This is a genomic window from uncultured Sphingomonas sp., assembly GCF_913778135.1.
Classification (GTDB): domain Bacteria; phylum Pseudomonadota; class Alphaproteobacteria; order Sphingomonadales; family Sphingomonadaceae; genus Sphingomonas.
The window spans coordinates 15,754-38,149 of the sequence record NZ_CAJYVU010000059.1 but is presented as its reverse complement, the minus strand read 5'-3'; the positions used below and the strand labels follow the sequence as shown (position 1 = coordinate 38,149).

The following is a 22,396-nucleotide window of genomic DNA, read 5'->3' as shown; positions in this document are numbered from 1 at the left end:
TCGGCATCAGTGCCGGAAGTGGCGCATGCCGGTGAACACCATCGCCAGCCCCGCTGCGTCGGCGGCAGCGACCACCTCGTCGTCGCGGATCGATCCGCCCGGCTGGATAACCGCCGTGGCACCCGCCTCGACCGCCGCCATCAATCCATCGGCAAAGGGGAAGAACGCGTCGGAGGCGACCGCCGAGCCGATCGTACGTGGCTCGTTCCAGCCCGCCTTCTCGGCCGCATCCTTGGCCTTCCACGCGGCGATCCGCGCGGACTCGAGCCGGTTCATCTGCCCCGCGCCGACGCCTGCGGTCGCACCGTCCTTCGCGTAGACAATCGCGTTCGACTTGACGTGCTTGGCGATCGTCCAGGCGAAGCGGCAGTCTGCCAGTTCCTGCGCGGTCGGCTGGCGCCTGGTCACGACTTTCATCATGTTGTCGTTGAGGACACCATTGTCGCGCCCCTGCACCAGCCAGCCGCCCGCGATCGACTTCGCGAACAATCCGCCGCGCGCAGGCTCGGGCAGGTCGCCGGTCAGCAGCAGCCGCAGGTTCTTCTTGGCGGCGAACAGCGCGATCGCCTTCTCGTCGGCGTCGGGTGCCACCACCACCTCGGTGAAGATGCCGGTGATCGCCTTCGCAGTCGCCGCATCGAGCGGACGGTTGAGCGCGATGATACCGCCAAACGCCGAGACAGTATCGCACGCGAACGCCTGCGCGTACGCTTCCTCCAACGTCGCGGCCGTCGCGACGCCGCATGGATTGGCATGCTTGACGATCACGCAGGTGGGTGCGGCGTCGCGGAACTCCGCCACAAGCTCCAGTGCTGCGTCGGCATCGTTGTAATTGTTGTATGACAACGCCTTGCCCTGCACCTGTCGCGCCTGTCCGACGCCGCGCACTCCGTCGTTCGCGGCGTAGAAGGCCGCGGACTGGTGCGGGTTCTCGCCGTAACGCAGCGGCTCGCCTTGCCGTCGGAGCGTTAGCGGCAGTACGTCTGGGAAGGCCGCGCCCTGGTCGACCTGCCCGAACCAGCGCGCGATCGCGCCATCATACGCTGCGGTCAGCGCGAACGCCTTTGCCGCCAGCCGCTTGCGGTCATCGAGGCTGGTCTCGCCCTCTGCGACCAGCGCGTAATCTGCGGGGTCGGTGACGATTGCAACATAGGCATGGTTCTTTGCCGCGGAGCGCACCATGCTCGGGCCGCCGATGTCGATGTTCTCGACCACCTCGTCGCGCTCAGCCCCCTTTGCGACCGTCGCCTCGAAGGGGTAGAGGTTGACGACCACAAGGTCGATCGCACCGATATCGTGCTCCTGCATTGACGCGGCGTGCGCCGCATCGTCGCGCACCGCCAGCAGCCCGCCGTGCACCATCGGGTGCAATGTCTTGACGCGCCCGTCCATCATCTCGGGAAAGCCGGTCAGATCGGATACGTCGCGCACGTCGAACCCGGCATCGCGCAGCGCTTTTGCGGTGCCTCCGGTCGAGACGAGTTCGACCCCCTTGTCGGCGAGCGCGCGGGCGAGGTCGACCACCCCCGTCTTGTCGGAAACGGAAAGAAGCGCGCGCTTGATCGTGATGCTGGTCATGGCTGTACTCATGGTTTCCGGGGGCCTTGGCCGCTCAGCGGGCGCGCTTCAAGGGCCAGTTCACCGTGTGCGCTTGAAGACCCAACTGACGCTCGCGCCGCCCGGGTCGGCGCTGCCGCCCGCCACGATCTGCCTGGTCGGCACGACCTGACCCTCGGGATCGATCCACACGCTGTCCTCGATCACCACGGTCGCGCCACCCGCGCGGAAGTGCCACGTTATGCCGCCCGGTGTCATCAGCGTCGCCCCTTGCGCGTCGGGGCTCGCCAGCACCTCGACGCCCGAACCCAGGTGAAAGCGGATCGCGAACGGCACCTGTCCGCGCGCCGCCCGCTTGCCCGTCGGTACCAGCGAGTCGTCGCCACGCAGTTCCAGCCCGTCGGCAGCCATCGTCAGCGTGCGATGATGGCGAAAGCCAAAGCGTCGGGCGTAGCCGTCGTGACGCGCCTCGATCCGGCTGCCCGCGTCCGATTCCTGCCGCGACAGGTCGACCTCGCTCACGCCGCGCCCGAGCGCGCCATCGGGCAGCAGCGCGGTCGAGTTGCTGTCGGCGAGCACCAGCGTTGAATGCGCGGCGGTGGAGCGCAGCCCTGCCGACAGCCCGGCGTCCGCGATCATCCCTGCACCGCCGCAATTGACGACGACACGCTGCTCGCCATCCGACAGTTCGAACGCCAGTGTCGACGCGCACGCGCCTGCCGCACTCGGCGCGGTGGGCGGGGGCGCCGCATCCATCACCAGCACGCTGCGCGCCGCCGCGATGCGTTGATAGCCACGGTTGCTCGCCTGCCGCAGCGGGCGCCGCACCACGCGGCTGGCATGGAGCACCGCCTGCACCTCGTCCGCGGCGATCGGCCCGGACCCCTGCCAGCTCGACAGGCCCGCGTCGCCCATCATCGTCCCGAGCATCGCCGACACCATCCGCGCCAGCACCTGCGCGACCGCCTCGGGCAGATCGAGCCGCCGCGCATCATAGGCTGCACGCAGGCACGCGAGCAGCTCGATCGCGTCCAACTGATCGCGTGGGCTCCGGCTGGCGATGCCGCCGTCGCTGCCGATCGACATGGCCAGCGCACGCTCCAGCCCGGCCTCGCCGATCGCGCGGCGCGGATCGCCACCGGGGATGAGCAGCCCGGCCGCGACGACGCCGCACCAGGCGGCGATGCGACGCACGCCGACCGGGGTCTTTTCCGCGGTGCGGTCGAGGTGGCGTGCGCCGCGCGCGAGCGCGCTCAGCACGCTGCTGCGATAGATCAGGTCGGTGGACGACAGGAGCAGCGGTGCGTGGGCGGTCCATATCAGCATGCGCCGCCCCCACAGATCGGGGCGCCAGCCGCGCTCGGTCACGCGTTCACCATGTACCGCGAGCCAGCGCTGCGTCAGGATTTCCGCCGTGCGCGTCGCGGCGGTACGATCAGGCGTCGCCCACAGGTCGCGAAGCCAGGCGAAGCTCTGCGCGTGGTCGTCGAACGCGGTGCTGCCGATGCTCGACGCGAACGTCACCTCGTCGAGCGCGCGGAACTCGGTGCGCCACGCCAGCCACCCCGCGGTCAGCGCCTCGCCATATTCCGCGCTGCCGGCGATTGGATCGGCCGGTACGGCGAGCAACTTGCGCGGATAACGGCCCTTCAGCCGCATGTCGTGGATCGGTGTGCGCCACGTCAGTCGGTCGAAGTAATCCGCAACGCGCTGTCCAAGCGACGCATTTCCCTCACCCACCGCGCGCACCATGCGATGGCCCGCGTCGATCGTGTCGCGCGCGCCGCCATCCCGTTGCTCGTCGGCGCGCGCGTCGCTCATTCGCCGCGAATCGCCTGGATGTTGCCGGCGTAGGCCTCGGGGCCGCCGCGGAAGGTGGCGGTGCCTGCGACCAGCGCGTCGGCACCGGCTTCGATCGCGCGCTTGGCGGTGTCAGGATCGATCCCGCCGTCGACCTCCAGGTCGATGTCGCGCCCGGTTGCGTCGATCATCTTGCGGATGGCAGCGATCTTATTCAGCTGGCTCTCGATGAAATGCTGCCCGCCAAAGCCGGGATTGACGCTCATCACCAGCACCAGGTCCACCATGTCGATCAGATAGTCGAGCATCTTGGCGGGCGTACCCGGACAGAGCACGACGCCCGCACGCTTGCCGAGCGACTTGATGTGCTGGAGCGAGCGGTGGATGTGCGGCCCCGCTTCGGGATGGACGGTGATCGTGTCCGCGCCGGCCTCGGCAAAGGCGTCCAGGTAGGCGTCGACGGGCGAGATCATCAGGTGGACGTCGAAAGGTTTGGTCGTGTGCGGGCGGATCGCCTTCACCACCGCCGGTCCCATCGAGATGTTGGGGACGAAATGCCCGTCCATCACGTCGATGTGGATCCAGTCGGCACCCGCCGCGTCGATCGCGCGGACCTCCTCGCCCAGCTTGGAAAAGTCGGCGGACAGGATCGAGGGCGCGATGCGGACGGCTTTCTGCATCGCGCAGCCCTAGCGTGCGTCCACGCTATCCGCCAGCGCGGCGCAAGCGTGCGACGAAGAACCCGTCGCAGCCGCCCGCGTCACTGAGCATGGTCGGCAGCGTGCGGACATAGCCGTTCGAGTGTGCGCTGATCCCGGCGGGCAGCTCGTCGCTGCGCGCCGGTTCGATCGCATAATCGTCATGGGCCGCAAGGAAGCGGTCGAGTTGCGCCTCGCCTTCGTCCGGCTCAAGCGAGCAGGTCGCGTAGACGAGCATGCCGCCGGGCTTCACCCAACCGGCCGCACGATCGAAGATGCGCGCCTGCAACGCCGCTGCCTCCGCGATCACCGCCGGATGCGCGCGGTAGAGCACGTCGGGGTGGCGGCGGAAGATGCCGGTGGCGCTGCACGGAGCATCGATCAGCACCGCGTCGGCGGTAGTGGCCGGCGCCCAATCGAGCACGTCGGCGATCACCGTATCGAACGACAGCCCGGTGCGCGCGCGATTCTGCGCCAAGCGCTCGGCGCGGGTCTGCGACACGTCGATCGCCTCGACCTGCCAGCCGGCGGCGGCGAGTTGCAGCGTCTTGCCGCCAGGTGCGGCGCACAGGTCGAGGGCATGGCCCGCGCCGCGCCCGATCAGCCGTGCGGGGATCGAGGCTGCGACATCCTGCACCCACCAGCCACCCTCGGCATAGCCAGCGAGCGTCGGCACGTCGCCTCCCTCGACCCGAACGTGACCGGGAGCGAGCGATACGCCGTCGGGGTGAACCACATTGTCACCGCGCAGCGTCAGGTCGAGCGGCGGCGGCGCCGCGATCGCGCGCGCGGCAGCGGCGACCATCGCCTCGCCCCAGTGCGTACGCCAGCGCTCCGCCACGTGCGCGGGCAGCGTCGGCTGCTCGGGCAGCGCTGCGTTCTGCCGCATCAGCGTGCCGAACACGCCGTGCACCAACCGCTTCGGCCCGCCATCGATCAGCGGCAGCACGGTCGCGATCGCGGCATGCGGCGGCGTGCCGAGCGACAGTGCCTGCACGAGTGCGATACGCAGCACGAAGCGCGCCTTGGCATCGTCGGGTAGGCGCTGCCGCGTTGCGGAGTCGATCAACGCGTCCAGGTCGGGCAACCGCCGCAGCGTCTCCGCGGCGATCGCGTGCGCGAGGCCGCGGTCAGGGCCGCCGTGGAGCGCACGCGTGGCGAGTGGCAGCGCGGCATCGAGCGCCTCACCGCGCCGCAGCACCGCGTCGAGCAGGCGGAGCGCTGCCCGCCGGGGCGCGGTGCCGAGCGGCTCGCCCGCCCGCGTCATGTCGCGCGCCATCAGCCGCGTGCTTCGTCGGAAAGGGCGGTCGTCTTGAAGCCGTTCATGCCGGCCCATATGTCGCTTGGGCACCACGCGCACAATCCGAAAGGCCGGTTCATGGGAAAGCGACCCGAAAACGTGAAGCCGCCCGAATATCTGACGCCCAACACGCCCGTCCCCGCGCCCGAGCCGATGCAGCGGCCGGCGGAAGACCCGCTCGGCCGCGATCCGGTTCGCTACGGCGATTGGGAGAAGAAGGGCATCGCGATCGACTTCTGAACCGCCACGCTGACACCGTTACGGCTATGGAACAAGGCGGGGCGAGCGTTTAAGGCGGCGGACATTCGGCAACCGGGCGCGCATCGGTGCGTTCGCGCTTCAACCCGACAAGAGGCTCCCCGATGACTGACACCGCTACCGCCCCCGCCGCCAAGGCCACGGACCTGCACGAGGACGGCAGCCCCGCGCGGCTGCAGATCGACACGATCCGCACCTTGTCGATGGACGCGGTGCAGAAGGCGAATTCGGGCCATCCGGGTACGCCGATGGCGTTGGCGCCGGTCGGCTGGACCGTGTGGAACAACTATCTCCGCTATGATCCGGGTGCGCCGCAGTGGCCCAACCGCGACCGCTTCGTGCTTTCGGTCGGTCACGCCTCGATGCTGCTCTACGCGCTGCTGCACCTGGCGGGCGTCGAAGAAGTTGATGGGTCGGGCAAGAAGACCGGCAATCCCGCGATCAGCCTCGACGATATCAAACAATTCCGTCAGCTGTCGTCGAAGACGCCTGGCCACCCTGAATATCGCCACACGACGGGAGTCGAGACGACGACGGGACCGCTGGGGCAGGGTTGCGGCAACTCGGTCGGCATGGCGATCGCCGAGCGCTGGCTCGCCGCGCGCTACAACAAGCCCGGCTTCACGCTGTTCGATCACGACGTCTACGTGCTGTGTGGCGATGGCGACATGATGGAGGGTGTCAGCGCCGAGGCGGCGAGCATCGCCGGCCACCTGAAGCTGTCGAACCTGTGCTGGATTTACGATAGCAACCACATATCGATCGAGGGCGCGACCGACCTCGCGTTCGACGAGGACGTGGGCAAGCGCTTCGAGGCGTATGGCTGGAACGTCATGCACGTCAACGACGTCAACGACCTGTCCGCGATGAATGCTGCGCTCGACACGTTCAAGGCGACGAACGACAAGCCCACCTTCATCGTCGCGCATTCGGTGATCGGCTGGGGCAGCCCCAAGGCGGGTAGCGAGAAAGCACACGGCGAACCGCTGGGCGTTGAGGCGATCGCCGAGACCAAGAAAGCGTATGGCTGGCCGGAGAAGGATTTCTACGTTCCCTCCGATGCCAAGACGGCGTTCGAGCAGGCGGTGCGCGGCCGCGGCGAGAAACTACGCGAGGAATGGGAGTCGCTGCTTGCCAAGTACACTGGGCAGTTCCCGACCGAGGCGGCCGAGCTCAAGCAGCTGCTCGCCGACGAACTGCCCGACGGATGGGAAGACGCGATCCCGACCTTCGATGCGGATGAGAAGGGCCTCGCCAGCCGCGATTCGAGCGGCAAGGTGCTGAACGCCATCGTCAAGAAGGTGCCGTGGTTGCTCGGCGGCTCGGCCGATCTCGCGCCTTCGACCAAGACCGACATCAAGGGTGCACCCTCCTTCGAGGCGAACAATTACGGCGGTACCAACTTCCACTTCGGCATCCGCGAGCATGGCATGGGCGCGGTGGTGAACGGCATGGCGCTGTCGCACCTGCGAGCCTACGGCTCCACCTTCCTCGTGTTCCTCGACTACATGCGCGCGCCAGTGCGCCTTTCGGCGATCATGGAGGTCGGGTCGGTTTGGGTCTACACGCACGACTCGATCGGCGTCGGCGAGGACGGCCCGACGCATCAGCCGATCGAGCATCTCGCCACCATGCGCGCGATCCCCGGGCTCGACACGTTCCGTCCCGGTGACGCCAACGAAGTCGCGGAAGCGTGGCGCACGCTGATGAAGGACGGCAGCACGCCGGCGGCACTGGTGCTGTCGCGCCAGGCGCTGCCGACGATCGACCGCAGCAAATACGCGAGCGCCGCGGGTGTTGCGCAGGGCGGCTATGTGCTCGCCGACAGCGAGGATCCGCAGGTGATCCTGATCGCGACGGGTTCCGAAGTGTCGCTGGCGCTCAAGGCATACGAGAAGCTCAAGGAAGAGGGCGTTGCTGCCCGCGTCGTGTCGATGCCGAGCTGGTACCGCTATGAAAAGCAGGACGACGCCTACAAGGAGAGCGTGTTGCCCAAGTCGGTGAAGGCGCGCGTCGCGATCGAGATGGCGGGCGAGATCGGCTGGGATCGCTACGTCGGGTACGAAGGCCGGACGATCACCATGTCGACCTTCGGTGCTTCGGCCCCGATCGCCAAGCTGCAGGACAAATACGGCTTTACGGTCGAGAACGTGGTGAAGGTCGCCAAGGAAGTAATGGGCTGACCCAGACCGGCGCGCCGCGGAGACGGGCGGCGCGCATCACCATATCGGCTTAACACGTTCCGTCCACCGGCGACCAGAGGATCAAGGCATGAGCAAGCTCGAACAACTCCGCGATATCGGTCAGGCGCCGTGGCTCGACTTCGTCGACCGCAAGTTCCTCGATGCCGGTGGACTTAAGAAGCTGGTCGACGAAGACGGCGTGACCGGCGTCACCTCCAACCCGACGATCTTCGAAAAGGCGATGGGGTCGGGCGACGCCTATGCCGAAGGATTCGCCGAGTTCGACAAGGCGACGCCGAATGCTGAGCCGATGGCACGTTACGAATCCCAGGCGATCAAGGACATCCAGGCAGCGTGCGATGTGCTTCGCCCGGTCTACGACCGGCTCTCGGCCAAGGACGGCTATGTCAGCCTTGAGGTCTCGCCCTATCTCGCGCTCAAGGGTCCCGAAACCGCCGAGGAGGCCGAGCGGCTGTGGAAGGCGGTCGATCGCCCCAACCTGATGATCAAGATACCCGGCACTGACGACGGTGTCCGCGCGATCCGCGATACGATCGCCAAGGGGATCAACGTCAACGTAACGCTGCTGTTCTCGGTCGAGGCGTACAAGAAGGTCGCGCACGCCTATGTCGAGGGTCTGGAGGAGCGCGTGTCGAAGGACATGCCCATCAACCAGATCGCCAGCGTCGCGAGCTTCTTCGTCAGCCGCATCGACGGCAAGATCGACGACAAGATCGATGCAGGCATCGGCGGCGACGAGGCGAAGGCGCTGAAGGGCAAGGTCGCGATCGCCAATGCGAAGCTCGCCTATGCATGGTACGAGGAGTTCATCGCCTCCGACCGCTGGCAGAAGCTGGCCGCCAAGGGCGCGCAGCCGCAGCGGTTGCTGTGGGCGTCGACGGGCACGAAGAACCCCGAATATCCTGACACGCTCTACGTCGACACACTGATCGGTCCGGAAACGGTCAACACCATGCCGCCGAAGACGATGGACGCGTTCCGCGACCACGGCACGGTCAAGGTCACGTTGACCGAGGATGTCGAGGCTGCGCGCAAGGTGATCGCGGATGCTGATCGGCTCGGCCTCGACCTGGTCGGGGTTACGAAGACGCTGGTCGACGAGGGCGTGGCGAGCTTCACCAAGTCGTTTGACGACCTGCTCGCCGCGATCGGCAAGCAGAAGGCAGCCTGAGGCTCATGCTCCGCCGGGTTTGCCGGCAGAGCGGTTATGCGCTGGCGCGGTAAGTCGCCTCGTCGCGCACCGCCGCCCAACCGACCAGCGCGTCGATGATCCGCGGCACTGAGTGTCCGTCGCCGTAAGGATTATGGACGCCGCTCATCGCCGCATAGGCGTGCGCGTCGGTCAGCAGGCGCGTCACCTCGCGGACGATCGCTTCCTCATCGGTGCCGACCAGCCGCACCGTGCCCGCATCGACCGCCTCGGGCCGCTCGGTCGTATCACGCATCACGAGCACCGGCTTGCCGAGCGACGGCGCCTCCTCCTGGATGCCGCCCGAGTCGGTCAGCACCATTGTCGCGGCGTCGAGCATCGCGACAAAGGGCAGATAGTCGAGCGGCGCGATCAGGCGCACGTTGGCGAGGCCGCTCAGCAGCCGATTGACCGGCTCCTGCACGTTGGGGTTCAGGTGAACCGGGTAGACGAAATCGACGGTCGGGAACGCACGTGCGAGGCGGGCGAGCGCGGCACAGATACGCTCGAACCCGGCACCGAAATTCTCGCGCCGATGCCCGGTCACCAGCACCATGCGCCGGCCGGGTGCGGGCAGCGGCAGGTCGGCGGTCACCCGCGCGTGTAGGTCTGCATCCCCGCGCAGCCGCGCGACGACGGCCAGTAGCGCGTCAATCACGGTATTACCCGTCACCGTGATGACCCGCGGATCGATGCCCTCGGCGCGCAAATTCTGCGCCGAGCGGATCGTCGGCGCGAAATGGAGCGCGGCGAGGGCGCCGGTCAGCTTGCGGTTCGCCTCCTCGGGCCAGGGCGCATAGAGGTCGCCGGTGCGCAGGCCCGCCTCGACATGGGCAACGGGGATGCGGTGCCAATAGGCCGACAGCGAGGCGGCAAGCGTGGTCAGCGTGTCGCCGTGGACCAGCACGATATCAGGCGTCTCGCGCGCGAACACCTCAGCCATCCCAGACAGCACGGCGGTCGCGACCCCGGTCAAGTCCTGCCCCGGCCGCATCACGGCGAGATCGTGATCGGCGGAAAGGCCGAACAGCCGCATGACCTGATCGAGCATCTCGCGGTGCTGCCCGGTTACACACACCCTGGCGTCGAAGCGCGCGTCGGCAGCGAGCGCGAGCGCGAGCGGCGCCATCTTGATCGCCTCGGGTCTGGTGCCGAACACCGACAGAACCTTGATCGTCACTACAACCCCGCTTGGCCGTTCGCGTGCCAGCTTACCGCGGCAGGCTTAACGAAGCGGTTATCGTGCCACGATGCGATCAGCCGTCAATTGCGTGGTAGTCGCGAAACCAGTCGACGAAGCGCGGGATGCCGATGTCGATGGACGTGGTCGGCGCATAGCCGAGATCGCGATTGATCGCGGAGATATCGGCAAAGGTGCAATGAACGTCGCCCGGCTGCATCGGCTGATAGTCGCGGATCGCGGTGCGCCCGGTCGCCTGTTCGAGCACGTCGATCATGCGGCCGAGCTGCTCGGCATTGTTGTTGCCGATATTGTAGAGCCGATGCGGCGCGACGCTGCCGCCCGGCTTGGGCGCGCCATCGTCGGCGGGCGGCTGATCGAGGCAGGAAACAACGCCCGAGACGATGTCGTCGATGAACGTGAAGTCGCGCTGCATGTCGCCGTTGTTGAACACCTTGATCGGACGGCCCGCGAACATTGCCTCAGTGAACAGCCATAGCGCCATGTCGGGCCGCCCCCATGGCCCGTAGACGGTGAAGAAGCGCAGGCCTGTCTGCGGCAGGCGATAGAGGTGCGCGTAGGTCTCGCTCATCAACTCGTCGGCCTTCTTGGTCGCGGCGTAGAGTGAGACGGGATGGTCGACGCGGTCCTCGACCGCGAACGGCATCTTGGTGTTGCCGCCGTAGACCGAGGAGGAGGAGGCGTAGACCAGATTCGCGACACGGCGATGACGCGCGACCTCGAGCAGGTTGAGGTGGCCGACGAGATTCGCCTGCACATAGGCGTGCGGGTTCTCGATCGAGTAGCGCACACCCGGCTGCGCGCCCAGGTGAACGATGCGGTCGAACTCGTACGGTTGGAGCGCTTCGGTCAGCGCGGCCATGTCGGCGAAGTCGATGCGCAGGAAGGTAAGGCGATCACCGTAGCGCGCGGTCAATCGCGCCAACCGCGCGTGCTTGAGTGCCGGTGGGTAGTAATCGTTGATCACGTCGATCCCGATGACGCGGTCGCCGCGCGCGAGCAGCCGCTCGGCCACATGCATCCCGATGAACCCGGCCGCGCCGGTCACCAATGTCGTCATCTGTCGTTCCCTTGCGGACCTCGCTAATCCTAGCGTGCTTCTCGATCGCTCGCAGCGGCTAACTGGCGAGCCGCATCGCTCGGCTGTCGGCGACCGCGGGCTGGTCGGGCCAGATGCCTCGTGTGTCGTAGACGTGCTTGTCGCAGCGTTCCTCAAGCGGGACCGAGCGGAAGAGGTCATGGTCGACCAGCGCGATCATCACGCCGGCGCGTTCCAGCGCGTCGTCGAGGTCGACCAGCGTCGCGCCAGTGCCGTCGAACGCGGACGGCAGCGTGTCGGCGTAAGGCTCGACGATCTGCACGCGCGATCCGAACCGCTGCGCTAGCGCCACCGCGACCTTGAGCGCGGGGCTCTCACGGAAATCGTCGATGTTCGCCTTGAACGCGAGCCCCAGGCACGCGACCGACGCCCCCGGATGCGCCGCGATCAGCGCCGACGCGCGTGCGATGACATGGTCGCACTTGGCATCGTTCACCTCGCGCGCGGTGCGGATCAGCTGCGTGTCGTCGGGCGCGCCGTGGACGAGGAACCACGGATCCACCGCGATACAGTGGCCGCCGACGCCGGGGCCGGGCTGCAGGATGTTGACGCGCGGGTGGCGGTTGGCGAGGCGGATCACTTCCCATACGTCGACGCCAAGCGTTTCCGCCACGCGCGACAGCTCGTTGGCGAACGCGATGTTGACGTCGCGGAATGCGTTCTCGGTCAGCTTAGTCATTTCCGCCGCGCGTGCGGTAGTGGTGACGCAGGCGCCGCGTACGAAGCGGCGATAGAAGTGGAGCGCGCGCCTGGCGCAGCGCGGCGTGATCCCGCCGATCACGCGGTCGTTGTCGATCAATTCCACCAGGATGCGCCCGGGCAGCACGCGCTCCGGGCAATAAGCAATCGCGACATCGGCGTGCCCGCCGCTGCTGCGACCCGGCACCTTAAGGTCGGGGCGTAATTCCGCGATGAAGTCGCGTACCTGCTCGGTCGTGCCGACGGGCGAGGTCGATTCGAGGATGACGGTGTCGCCTGCCTTCAGCACGGTCGCGACCGCGGTGGCTGCTTTCAGTACGTAACCGACGTCGGGTACGTGATCGGCCCCGAACGGCGTCGGCACTGCGATGACGAACACGTCGGCGGGTTCGATCTGCGTCGAGGCGCGCAAGCTGCCGCGCGCGACCACGCCCGATACCAGCCCGTCGAGATCGACCTCCTCGATATGGACCCGGCCCGAGTTTACCGTTTCCACCACGTGTGGCGACACGTCGATGCCCAGCACCTGGGCACCCGTGCGCGCGATGACCGCCGCGGTTGGCAGGCCGATATAGCCTAGTCCCAGTACGCAGACCTTCAGTTCCGTTCCGCCGAGCACGAGCTACCTCTTTCCTCCACGCCCGCGGCGAGCGGCGGACAGGTCGGTGTGCGTCATGCCGCACAAGTGGTTGCGTTTTCGGTAACGTCGACCTTTTGGCGTATGCCGCATCATGTCAGATGCGGTCCGCACGATAAAGGAACTTTCAAGGGATTAAAACGTACCATTGTTACTATGACAAAAGACCCAATAGATGAGAGAGGATCTGTCGTCTTCGCGGAGAAGATGCCGCCGATGACGGGGGTTGCGATAGGGTTGGCGCTTTGCCTCCCCTTTTGGGCAGTCGTTGCGGCGGTGCTTACCTGAACGACGAGCGTACTTAAATTCTCGCAGGGGACTCTGTTTTCGAGAGGCGGTGCGAGACACCTTTCTTCGCTTTGGCGGACCCTCCCTGATGTTGCCCGCTGCCCAGGCATCAGACTAAGCCTCGTCTAAACGATGCGCTGTTGCGGAGTTATAAGCGGGGTGGATGGTGAATAAGCACTGGGCTGTTATCGCAGGTCTGTCGTCGTTGACCCCGACTTCGCTGATTGCGCAACCTGTTGTCGCGACAGCGCCGACGCCAGCCGACCGCGAGCTTAAGGGGATCTACGACGCGGAGTGGGTCTGGCGACAACGCGAGTTCGCGCAGGTCAGCGACGGTTTGCGTAGCGAGAGCGACGACCATTTTCCTGCCGTGACCCCCACCGACTGGGCGCGGCGTCGCGCCTACTGGCAGGATGTACTGACCCGTGTAGCCGCTATCCCCGCCGCCAACCTGTCGCCCGAGGAAAGGTTGAACGCCGCCGTTCTCACCGAGTCGCTGCGCGCCGAGGTCGCCAACATCGACTTCCGCACCTACGAGGCGCCGCTCAACAGCGACAGTTACTTCTGGGGTGAGGTGAAGCCCTATGCCGCGCTGGAGAGCGCGGACGACTATCGCCGCTACATCGGACGGCTTCGCGACGTGCCACGCTGGTTCGACGGCAATATCGCCAACATGCGTGCCGGCCTCGCGCGCGGGTTCACGCCGCCACGCGTGACGCTAGCGGGGCGCGACAAGACGATCGAAGCGTACACGATGACGGGCGCGGCCAACCCGTTGTTCGATCCATTCAAGGAGATGCCCGCATCGATCCCGGCCGCCGAGCAGGCGCAACTACGGGCGCAGGCGCAGGCGGCGATCGACACGCAGGCGGCGCCCGCTTACGCAAAACTGCTCGTCTTCTTCCGCGACACCTACGTGCCGGGTGCGCGAACGTCGTTGTCGGCGGCGGCATTGCCGGACGGCCCCGCTTTCTATCGCAGCCAGATTCGCGAATATACCACGCTCGACCTCTCGCCCGAGCAGATCCACCGGATTGGCTTGTCCGAGGTCGCGCGGATCGACCGCGACATGAAGGCGACGATCGCGCAGACCGGGTTCAAGGGCTCCTTCTCCGAGTTCCTCGCCTTCCTGCGCAGCGATCCGCAGTTCTACGCCAAGACGCCCGACGAGCTGCTCGGCTTCTCCGCGCTCGTCGCCAAGCGGATGGACGGGCGGTTGAAGGACGTGTTTACGACGCTGCCGCGCTATCGCTTTACGATCCAGCCGGTGCCCAATGCGATGGCGCCCGTTTATACCTCGGGTCGCGGCGGGTTGAGCGCTTGTCTGATGAACACCTATGATCTGAAGTCGCGTCCGCTCTACAATCTCGTCTCGCTGACGCTGCACGAATGCGTGCCGGGCCACAGCCATCAGGCGGCGATGGCGCTGGAGGCACCCGACCGTCCAGCGTTCCGACGCCAAACCTACTTCTCCGGCTACGGTGAGGGTTGGGGGCTCTATTCCGAGTGGCTCGGCACCAAGCTCGGCATGTACCGCACGCCGTATGAGGAGTTCGGGCGCGAGACGTTCGAGATGTGGCGCGCGGCGCGACTGGTGATCGACACCGGGCTGCATTCGATGGGTTGGACGCGCGCGCAGGCAATCGATTACCTGTCGTCGCACACCGCACTTGCCAAGCTCGACGTCGAGATCGAGGTCGACCGCTACATCAGCTGGCCAGGGCAGGCGCTCGCCTACAAGCTGGGCGAGATGAAGATGCGCGAGCTGCGCGCGAAGGCGGAGAGCGAACTCGGCACACGCTTCGACCAGCGGCCTTTTCACGACACGCTGCTGAACATGGGATCGGTGCCGCTGCCCGCGATGGAGGCGGAAATGCTGCGATGGATCGCGGCGGAGAAGGCGAAGCCTGCGACCGCTGGCTAATCAAGGAACAGCGAGCGCTGAAACGAAGAAGGACGGCCTCGCGGGGCCGCCCTTTTCTCCCCGGTACCGCCGCGGGCTAAAGCCCGCGTCGTCGGTCGGGGCTTTAGCCCCGCCGGCCGGTCGTCGGATTCTACTCGGCTTAGCGCGAGTAGAATTCGACGACGAGGTTCGGTTCCATCTTCACCGGATAGGGCACCTCGTCCAGCGTCGGTACGCGGATGAAGGTGACCTTGGCGTTGCCGTCGGGCGCGACATAATCGGGCACTTCGCGCTCGGCGAGCTGCTGGGCTTCGAGCACCAGCGCCATTTCCTGCGCCTTCGAACCCAGCGTAATCTCGTCGCTGACGTAGCAGCGGCGCGACGCGATGTTGCACTTCACGCCGTTGACGCGGACGTGGCCGTGGCTGACGAGCTGGCGCGCGGCCCAGATCGTCGGCGCGAACTTCGCGCGGTAGACGATCATGTCGAGGCGACGCTCAAGCAGGCCGATCAGGTTCTGCGAGGTGTCGCCCTTCATGCGCGCGGCTTCCTCGTAGCAGTGCTTGAACTGCTTCTCGGTCACGTCGCCGTAATAGCCCTTGAGCTTCTGCTTCGCGCGCAGCTGGATGCCGAAGTCCGACACCTTGCCCTTGCGGCGCTGACCGTGCTGGCCGGGGCCGTACTCGCGCTTGTTGACCGGGCTCTTGGGACGACCCCAGATGTTCTCGCCCAAACGGCGATCGAGCTTGTGCTTCGCGCTATGACGCTTCGACATATTCAATCCTTGGCAAATGCGAACAACGTGGCCTGCGCGTCATCGTCGATGAAAGGCAGGGTTCTTCCCGGTCATCGCGCCGCGTCGCCACCATTGTGACGGCGCAGGCCCACCGCTTCACCGGGGTGCAGGGGCAATTGCGAAGGCGCGCGCTTAGCCGCGCGGGCGCGCAAGGTCAAGCAATGGTGGGCCGCGCCGGTCTGAGCTGACCCTGCGCCAGCGACGTCAATATTGTCGGCTGGTGCTCGACAAAGCGTCGCGGCCATCCTTCTCCTGCGCGGCCCAGTCCTCGCGGCTGAGGCATGTCCTCTTACCCGGCAGGCGCGATCCCGGTTGCTGGACGCGCTTGCAGATCAGCTTCTCCTCGGACGGGGCTGGGGGCGTCGGCTGTGCCGCTGGAACGGTCGCCTGAATCAGCGCGAGAGCGAGCAGCATGGTTGGTCTCCTTAAGGTGATTACCGTGCGCGGACGCGGTGGGTGGGGTCAACGGCCTTGTTCGACGCGTTCTTACATGTCCGTCGGCTAGACATCGATGGTCGTGAGCGGCACAGGCGACTCCATGAACACCAAGCCCGGTCCCGAGTGCAGCACGATGGCGGAGGTGCGCGCCGGCGTTGACGCGCTCGACCGCGAACTGGTTGCGCTGCTGCGACGGCGCTTTGACTACATGGACGCCGCCGCACGGATCAAACCGGAGCGGGCAGCGGTGCGCGACGAGGAGCGCAAGCAGCAGGTGATCGCGCAAGCGGTCGAGGCGGCTGCGGCGGTCGGGCTGCCCACGCGGGAGGTTGCGGCTCTGTGGGACACGTTGGTCGAAGCCTCGATCGCGTATGAATTGGAAGAATTCGACAGGCGCGATGTAACCCGACGTTAGCGCGTCCGGGCGCAAGGCGGCAGCATGGACCTGCCGCTGATCGCCCCCAACCCGCCGCGCTTGTCGCAGCTGTCCGAGGCGCTGTCGCGTGTCGAGGCAAGTGGTACCTACAGCAATCACGGACCGGAAGCGCGCGCGTTCGAGCGTGACGTGACCGAGCGGCTGTTCGGTGGACGCGGCGCGACGCTGGCAGTCAACAATGCGACAACGGGCATGATGATCGCGCTGGCCGATGCGGTGGGCGCGCGCGGACGCGGACGCAGGGCGCTGATGCCCGGCTTCACCTTCGCGGCGACCGCTCAGGCGGCGTGGTGGGCGGGACTGGTGCCGCTCGTCTGCGACGTCGATCCGGACGATTGGAGCGCGTCGGCCCGCGAGGAGGAGCGCTTGCTCCAGCGTCACGGAGCCGAAATCGCAGCGGTCGTGCCATACGCTACCTTCGGACACGCGATCGACCTCGACCGCTACCGCTGGATGGCGGCGCGGCACGGCGTCGCGGTGGTGGTGGACGCGGCTGCGTCGCTCGGCACTACCGACGCTGCGGGCGTGAACTTCGGCGCTGGCGCACCCTTTCCGGTCGTCTACTCGATGCATGCGACGAAGCCCTTCGCCGTGGCGGAAGGCGGGCTGATCCACTGCGGCGACGCCGGCGTGATCGAGCGGCTGCGCGCCGCGGCGAATTTCGGTTTCACCCAGCCTCGCGTCGCCACCATACCGGGCCTGAACGCCAAGCTGCCCGAAGTGCTGGCGGTGATAGCGCGCGCAAAGCTGACGACGTTCGACGCGGTGAGCGCCAGCCGCGGCGCAGTGGTGGGCGCCTACCGCAAAAGCCTGAGCGATCGTCTCGCGTTGCAGAGGTTGGGGCAGGGGGAGCAGGCGCACGGCTTCTTCCCGGTGCTGCTGCCGCGCGGATGTGACCGCACTGGCGTGATCGCGGCGCTGGCGCGCGAAGGGATCGGCGCCGGCGCGTACTTCAGCCCGCATTTGGGCGAGCAGCCGTGGGTGCGCGAAGTCGCGATGATCGAGCCGCTGCCGGTGTGCGACGACGTAGGCGCGCGCATATTGTCGCTGCCCGTTACCGACACGATGACGCCGGCGGATGCTGAGCGCGTCGCGTCGGCGCTGAACCGCATTGTCGCGGCCCCGCGCGTCGCGGCGGTGCCGCGCGCGATCGACCATCATGAAACGCTGGTGGTGGGCGGTGGCCCCGCGGGTACCGCGCTGCTGACCGCGGCATCGAAGGCGGGGGTTCTACCGGCGTTGTCGCAAGGGCTTGCAGTGGTCGAGGCGGGCACGACGCTGGGGAGCGGGCGGCTCGGCCATTACGCGATCACCTCCGATTCGAGCGCGGACACGTTTCTGACCGCGGTCGCCAACAACCCGCATGCCGAGATCGCGGCACTGGTCGATCATCCGGCAACCGCGCGGGTCGCGGCGCACCGCCACGGGCTGGGTGTCCCGCTGGTCGAGGTCGGGCCGATGCTCGACGTGCTCGGCGACCGGCTGGCGCAGGTGGTGCGCGCCAACGGCGGGCAGGTGATGACGGGCCGGCGTGCCTTGTCGACGCGGCAGGACGGCAGCGGCTGGTGCACGCGCATCGAGGATGTCGCGACCGGCACGATCACCGAGCACCGCGCGCGCCACGTCGTGATCGCAACCGGAGGGCATCAGCCGATCGATCGGCTGGCCGCGCAGGAAGTCGCAGGGGAGCCACTGTCCGCGCTGGCGGGCGGGCGACTGCTGCAATCGGACGCGGTGTTGAGCGTCGGGGGCACGCAGAAGGTCGCCGACCTGATCGCGGGCACGCGCGATCCACGTATCGCGGTGATCGGCGGATCGACCAGCGCGCTGACCACGATCGCGGCGCTGCTGAAGGCGCTGCTGCCGCTGAGCGAGGGTGCCATCACGCTGCTGCACCGGCGGTCACTCAGACCCTTTTATCCTTCCGCCGCGGCGGCGCAGGAGGAAGGATTTACCGATTTCGGGCCCGACGACATCTGCCCCGTGTCGGGCTTCGTCTATCGCCTGGCGGGATTCCGGCTCGAGGCGCGCGATCTGGTGCAGAGGATGCTGGGTATCGATGGTCGCGTGCCCGATCCGCGGGTCCGGCTGCATCGCATCGCGGCCAACGAGGACGCGCGCGCCAGAGAGGTGATCGCGCAGGCCGACGTGGTGGTCGCCGCGCTCGGTTACCGCCCGCACGCGCTGCCGGTCCTCGACCGAGCGTGCACGCCGATCGTGCTGTCGGCGGACGTCGGCGCCGCGATGGTCGATCGCCACTGCCGTGTATGCGACGCCGCCGGTGCTCCGATCGCGGGGTTGTACGGGATCGGACTCGCCGCGGGGTTCGTGCCTTGGGGACGGCTGGGCGGCGAGCCAAGCTTTCGCGGTCAGGCCAACGGATTGTGGCTGTGGCAGAACGACGTCGGCATGATGATCGTCGATCAGCTGCTCGGCACCGCGGCACAGGCGTTGACGGGATGAGCGCGGCGCCGGTCGTCAGCGTCATCATGGCGGCGTACAATGGTGCGCGGCTGATCGAGGAAACGCTGGCCAGCGTCGCGCGGCAGACGATGGGCGATTACGAGGTCATCGTCGTCGACGATTGTTCCACCGACGACACGCGCGACGTGGTGGCGCGCTGGCACGACCCGCGCGTGCGGCTGATTGCGCTGGCGCAGAACGGCGGTCCGGTACGCGCGCGCAACCACGCGCTTGCCCACGCGCGCGGACGCTATATCGCAGCACTCGACCAGGACGATCTGTGTCATCCGGAGCGTTTCGCACGGCAGGTCGCGTTCATGGACGCGCACCGTCACGTCGCGCTGGCGGGCACGGCGACGCAGGTGCTGAGCGACAGCGGCATCGCCCCCTCGCGTCAGTCGCCGGTCACGACGCCCGCGTCGGTCGGCTGGCTGCTGCGTTTTTCCAACCCGCTCGTCTGGTCGTCGGTGATGGTGCGCGGCGAGGTCGCGCGTGCGCTCGATCCGTTCACGCGCCCCGATATGCTCTATGCCGAGGATTTCGACCTCTACCACCGCGTCGCCGCGCTGGGGCAGGTAGCGCGAATCGACGAGCCGCTGGTCACCTATCGCAGTCACGCCGGCGGGTGTTCGCAGCGGTATGAGGACATTATGCTGGCAAGTGCGGAGCGCGTGCTGGGCGAGAGCCTGAACGAGACGTTCGGCGGCATGGCGCCCGCGGCGGCACGATTGTTCGTGCGTCACCTGATGCACGGCGAGCCGGTGCCGAACGGCGAGACGCTGGGGCGACTGGCCGCGCTGCTCGACCATGCGCGGCTGCGCTACCTCGCGACCGCGGCCGCGGATGCGCGTGACCGGCGGCTGATCGCGCGCGAGACGCGGCGGGTATGGGCACAGGTGGTTCGCGCCGGCCTGCGGCGGGGGACGATCGGTCTGCGCGACGCAATGGCGGCGGGTCCGGTCGCGACGGTCGCACGCGTCGACCGGCTGGCATGGAGCCGCATGATCGGGCAGGTCCGCCCGTGGCTCGCCGCCGGGTAGATTAGAGCGTTTACGCCCGAGCTCGGATGCTCAGGCGAGCGGTATCACACCTTCGCAGCGTAGATCATCCGGCCCGGCCCGAGCCGCTCGAAGACCTCGGCCAGTTCGTTCTCGCCGACCGCGAAACAACCCTGGCTACGCCCGAGCATGCCGCGTTCCGCCACCATCTCGCGATTGGCGTACCATGCCGCGTGCACCACGATCGCGCGGTCGAGCGCGTTGTTGTTGGTATGGTCGAGGCCGATCAGCCGCTGCGACTTGCCGTGCTTGCCGACATAATAGTCGCTGGTCAGAAAGGCGCCCTCGCACGACGCATTGGAGCCGTTGGCGTTCGAGAAGCGCTGCAGGTAGCCGGTATGCGCCGGGTCCGAACCGGAACCGTGCGCGACCAGCTTGGAGGCGGTGCGGCCGTCTTCGAGGTTGACGAGGTGGAAGCGCGGGCGGCCCGATGAGGCGGCGAAGTCCGCGATCGCGATGCGGTCGTGTCGCGCGACGCTGCTGCCGTGCTGCTGGAGCGCGGCCATTGCACGGCGCATCAGCGCGGGACGAACGCTGCCGAGGCTGTTGGCGCTGTCGGCGGGGAAGGAGTCGGCGGTGAAGCCGCCCGCGCTATGCCCCTCGTACAGGCCGGCGGGGAGCAACGATTGGGGAGCGCGACGCATACCGGCAGCCACGGCCGAGGGGATCATCATCGCCCCCGCGAACAGTCCACCCGTCTTCAACAAGGCACGCCTAGATGCCACGGTGTCGCGCGTCAGCTCCATCTGATTGAATAATCCCTCACCCATTGCGAGGCCGTATTATCACGATTCGCCTTAACGATCCGCTGTCTTTTCCGTATCTTAGGCGCCGACTACGACATTCTGGCGCGGATTCCACACGACTCGTCGGCGTGGCACCAAATTCGCGTAAAGGAGTTATCAACCGTGCGAGCCCGGCCGAGGTGGCCCAAACGACACGAGGATGACGATGCTGCGACGCGCCATGTTGATGGTCGCGCCGGTGATTGCCGGCGCCTGTTTCCCTTCACTCGCCACCGCGCGGACGATGGACAGTCTGGCGCTGACCGAGGCGGCGGCGACGCTGTCGCCCAATCGTTACTTGTGGACCGATAACGAGGCGCAGGGGCCGGTCAGCGTGCTGATCTCGATCCCCGACCAGCGCGCCTATGTCTTTCGCGGCGAAACGCTGATCGCAGCGTCGAGCGTGTCGACCGGCAAGACGGGCAACGACACGCCGACCGGCAGCTTCACCATTCTGCAGAAGAACGCGAAGCATTTCTCCAACCTCTACGACAGCGCGCCGATGCCGTACATGCAGCGGCTGACTTGGGACGGCGTCGCGCTCCACGCGGGTGCGAACCCGGGCTTCCCCGCCTCGCACGGGTGTATCCGCCTGCCGACCGCGTTTGCGAAGAAATTGTTCGATATCACCAGCTTGGGTGCGACCGTCGAGGTGACCGACGAGGCCTATATCAGCGGCATGGATGCGCCGCGCTACGCCAGCGTGGCACCGGTGCGCGATCACGAGGCGAGCGAGACCGCGCGCGCCAACGAGCGCGAGGGCATCGCACAGGCAATGCGGGTCGACTAAGCCGCTTCCCCGCGGGTATGCCGGGGAAGCGACTGATCGATCACTGCGGCAGTTGCCAGCGTACCCGGTCGCTGTAGCTGGTGGCGACCGCCAAGCCGGCATCGTCACGAGCGGGTGCGAAGCGGGCACGACGCTGATAGAGCCGGCAGGTCGCGGCGTCGAGCGCGCTTGATCCGCTCGGCGCGGTTACCGAACAACCTGTCACGCGCCCATCCGCGCCGATCTTCACGGTGATGCCGGTGACGCCCTGCTCTTCGGCACGCAGCGCGGCGGCGGGGTAATTGTCGGTCGTGATCCAGGCGCCGCGATTGCCGATCACGCGGACGCCGCTCGCCTTGCTGATCGCGGGCGGAGCCGGCGGCGGCGCGACATCGACGCGCGCGGGCGGCAGCGGTGGCGCGGGCGTCGGGGCAAGATCGACGAAGACGGTGTCGCTCGCGGCGGGTGTCGGCACGCGCGGTTCGACCACGGTGATCGTCGAGGCGCTCGACGGTGCGGTCGCACTCCGTTTGGGCGGCGGCGGTGCATCCGGCGGTGGCGGTTCGTCGAGGGGCACGTTGGTGGTCGTCAGCGTGCGCGACACATCACGCACGAAACTGGTCGCCATGCCGGTGACGAAGGCGAAGCCGAGCAATCCGTGGATCACCGCGACACCCGCGATCGTGGCGATCCGCCTGCTGCCCGGTGCCTGATCGGAATAGACCATAAGACATCTCTCCTCGTTCGGAGTGCTGCCGCGGGCGTGGAACCGCCTGTCGACGAACTCCGTAACGTAAAGCTGCGCCTATCGCCCCATG

At 67.3% G+C, this 22,396-nt stretch carries 19 protein-coding genes; 8 read left to right on the top strand and 11 right to left on the bottom strand.

Annotation, left to right across the window (positions count from 1 at the left end; translation table 11 throughout):
• Positions 1 to 6: 6 nt before the first annotated feature.
• The 4 genes from purH to QZ847_RS06285 are packed head-to-tail and all read right to left on the bottom strand — an operon-like array spanning position 7 to position 5,322.
• Positions 7 to 1,578, bottom strand: coding sequence for a bifunctional phosphoribosylaminoimidazolecarboxamide formyltransferase/IMP cyclohydrolase (gene purH / locus QZ847_RS06300; RefSeq protein WP_294354401.1), 1,572 nt, complete (start codon positions 1,576 to 1,578; stop codon positions 7 to 9).
• Between the two features lie 60 nt (positions 1,579 to 1,638).
• The gene (locus QZ847_RS06295) at positions 1,639 to 3,378 is read right to left on the bottom strand and encodes a heparinase II/III family protein (RefSeq protein ID WP_294354398.1); all 1,740 of its coding nucleotides are present in this window, start codon (positions 3,376 to 3,378) and stop codon (positions 1,639 to 1,641) included.
• Positions 3,375 to 4,037 carry a ribulose-phosphate 3-epimerase gene (rpe, locus tag QZ847_RS06290; RefSeq protein ID WP_294354396.1) on the bottom strand — a complete coding sequence of 221 codons (663 nt, stop codon included), beginning with the start codon at positions 4,035 to 4,037 and terminating at the stop codon, positions 3,375 to 3,377. The genes QZ847_RS06295 and rpe overlap by 4 nt, the downstream gene beginning before the upstream one ends.
• Positions 4,038 to 4,062: 25 nt before the next feature.
• The gene (locus QZ847_RS06285; RefSeq protein WP_294354392.1) at positions 4,063 to 5,322 is read right to left on the bottom strand and encodes an RsmB/NOP family class I SAM-dependent RNA methyltransferase; all 1,260 of its coding nucleotides are present in this window, start codon (positions 5,320 to 5,322) and stop codon (positions 4,063 to 4,065) included.
• Positions 5,323 to 5,433: 111 nt separating this feature from the next.
• On the opposite strand from QZ847_RS06285, the gene QZ847_RS06280 reads away from it, so the two are divergent.
• The 3 genes from QZ847_RS06280 to tal all read left to right on the top strand — a co-directional run bounded on the left by QZ847_RS06280 (position 5,434) and on the right by tal (position 8,988).
• The gene (locus QZ847_RS06280) at positions 5,434 to 5,595 is read left to right on the top strand and encodes a DUF1674 domain-containing protein (protein WP_294354388.1); all 162 of its coding nucleotides are present in this window, start codon (positions 5,434 to 5,436) and stop codon (positions 5,593 to 5,595) included.
• Positions 5,596 to 5,717: 122 nt separating this feature from the next.
• Complete coding sequence (gene tkt / locus QZ847_RS06275) at positions 5,718 to 7,796, top strand: transketolase (protein ID WP_294354386.1); 2,079 nt, start codon at positions 5,718 to 5,720, stop codon at positions 7,794 to 7,796.
• A gap of 88 nt (positions 7,797 to 7,884) precedes the next feature.
• Positions 7,885 to 8,988 carry a transaldolase gene (tal, locus tag QZ847_RS06270; protein WP_294354383.1) on the top strand — a complete coding sequence of 368 codons (1,104 nt, stop codon included), beginning with the start codon at positions 7,885 to 7,887 and terminating at the stop codon, positions 8,986 to 8,988.
• 34 nt (positions 8,989 to 9,022) lie between these two features.
• Here the strand turns inward: tal and wecB are convergent, their stop codons facing one another.
• The 3 genes from wecB to wecC form a co-directional block, all read right to left on the bottom strand.
• On the bottom strand, positions 9,023 to 10,186 hold the full coding sequence (wecB, locus tag QZ847_RS06265) for a UDP-N-acetylglucosamine 2-epimerase (non-hydrolyzing) (protein ID WP_366930173.1): 1,164 nt from the start codon (positions 10,184 to 10,186) through the stop codon (positions 9,023 to 9,025).
• Between the two features lie 76 nt (positions 10,187 to 10,262).
• A complete protein-coding gene (locus QZ847_RS06260) occupies positions 10,263 to 11,267 on the bottom strand; it encodes a GDP-mannose 4,6-dehydratase (protein ID WP_294354382.1) in 1,005 nt (334 codons plus the stop codon).
• A 58-nt stretch (positions 11,268 to 11,325) separates the two neighbouring features.
• A complete protein-coding gene (gene wecC / locus QZ847_RS06255) occupies positions 11,326 to 12,624 on the bottom strand; it encodes a UDP-N-acetyl-D-mannosamine dehydrogenase (protein ID WP_294354379.1) in 1,299 nt (432 codons plus the stop codon).
• A 469-nt stretch (positions 12,625 to 13,093) separates the two neighbouring features.
• On the opposite strand from wecC, the gene QZ847_RS06250 reads away from it, so the two are divergent.
• On the top strand, positions 13,094 to 14,854 hold the full coding sequence (locus QZ847_RS06250; RefSeq protein ID WP_294354376.1) for a DUF885 family protein: 1,761 nt from the start codon (positions 13,094 to 13,096) through the stop codon (positions 14,852 to 14,854).
• A gap of 139 nt (positions 14,855 to 14,993) precedes the next feature.
• Here the strand turns inward: QZ847_RS06250 and rpsD are convergent, their stop codons facing one another.
• Complete coding sequence (gene rpsD / locus QZ847_RS06245; RefSeq protein ID WP_093006254.1) at positions 14,994 to 15,608, bottom strand: 30S ribosomal protein S4; 615 nt, start codon at positions 15,606 to 15,608, stop codon at positions 14,994 to 14,996.
• Between the two features lie 225 nt (positions 15,609 to 15,833).
• Complete coding sequence (locus QZ847_RS06240) at positions 15,834 to 16,043, bottom strand: hypothetical protein (RefSeq protein WP_294354374.1); 210 nt, start codon at positions 16,041 to 16,043, stop codon at positions 15,834 to 15,836.
• A gap of 124 nt (positions 16,044 to 16,167) precedes the next feature.
• Here QZ847_RS06240 and QZ847_RS06235 point away from each other — a divergent pair, with 124 nt between their 5' ends.
• The 3 genes from QZ847_RS06235 to QZ847_RS06225 are packed head-to-tail and all read left to right on the top strand — an operon-like array spanning position 16,168 to position 20,006.
• Entirely contained in the window at positions 16,168 to 16,482 is a 315-nt protein-coding gene (locus QZ847_RS06235; RefSeq protein WP_294189189.1) for a chorismate mutase, read from the top strand.
• Positions 16,483 to 16,506: 24 nt separating this feature from the next.
• On the top strand, positions 16,507 to 18,966 hold the full coding sequence (locus QZ847_RS06230) for a DegT/DnrJ/EryC1/StrS family aminotransferase (RefSeq protein ID WP_294354371.1): 2,460 nt from the start codon (positions 16,507 to 16,509) through the stop codon (positions 18,964 to 18,966).
• Positions 18,963 to 20,006, top strand: a complete 1,044-nt coding sequence (locus tag QZ847_RS06225; protein ID WP_294354370.1) for a glycosyltransferase family 2 protein — start codon at positions 18,963 to 18,965, stop codon at positions 20,004 to 20,006. The genes QZ847_RS06230 and QZ847_RS06225 overlap by 4 nt, the downstream gene beginning before the upstream one ends.
• A gap of 44 nt (positions 20,007 to 20,050) precedes the next feature.
• Here QZ847_RS06225 and QZ847_RS06220 read toward each other — a convergent pair whose 3' ends face one another.
• Entirely contained in the window at positions 20,051 to 20,794 is a 744-nt protein-coding gene (locus QZ847_RS06220; RefSeq protein WP_294354367.1) for a murein L,D-transpeptidase catalytic domain family protein, read from the bottom strand.
• Between the two features lie 175 nt (positions 20,795 to 20,969).
• Between QZ847_RS06220 and QZ847_RS06215 the strand changes: the two genes are divergently transcribed.
• Positions 20,970 to 21,599: a L,D-transpeptidase family protein gene (locus QZ847_RS06215; protein ID WP_294354366.1), complete on the top strand. Its 630-nt coding sequence runs from the start codon at positions 20,970 to 20,972 to the stop codon at positions 21,597 to 21,599.
• 40 nt (positions 21,600 to 21,639) lie between these two features.
• Here the strand turns inward: QZ847_RS06215 and QZ847_RS06210 are convergent, their stop codons facing one another.
• Positions 21,640 to 22,305, bottom strand: coding sequence for an energy transducer TonB (locus QZ847_RS06210; protein WP_294354363.1), 666 nt, complete (start codon positions 22,303 to 22,305; stop codon positions 21,640 to 21,642).
• Between the last annotated feature and the right edge of the window lie 91 nt (positions 22,306 to 22,396).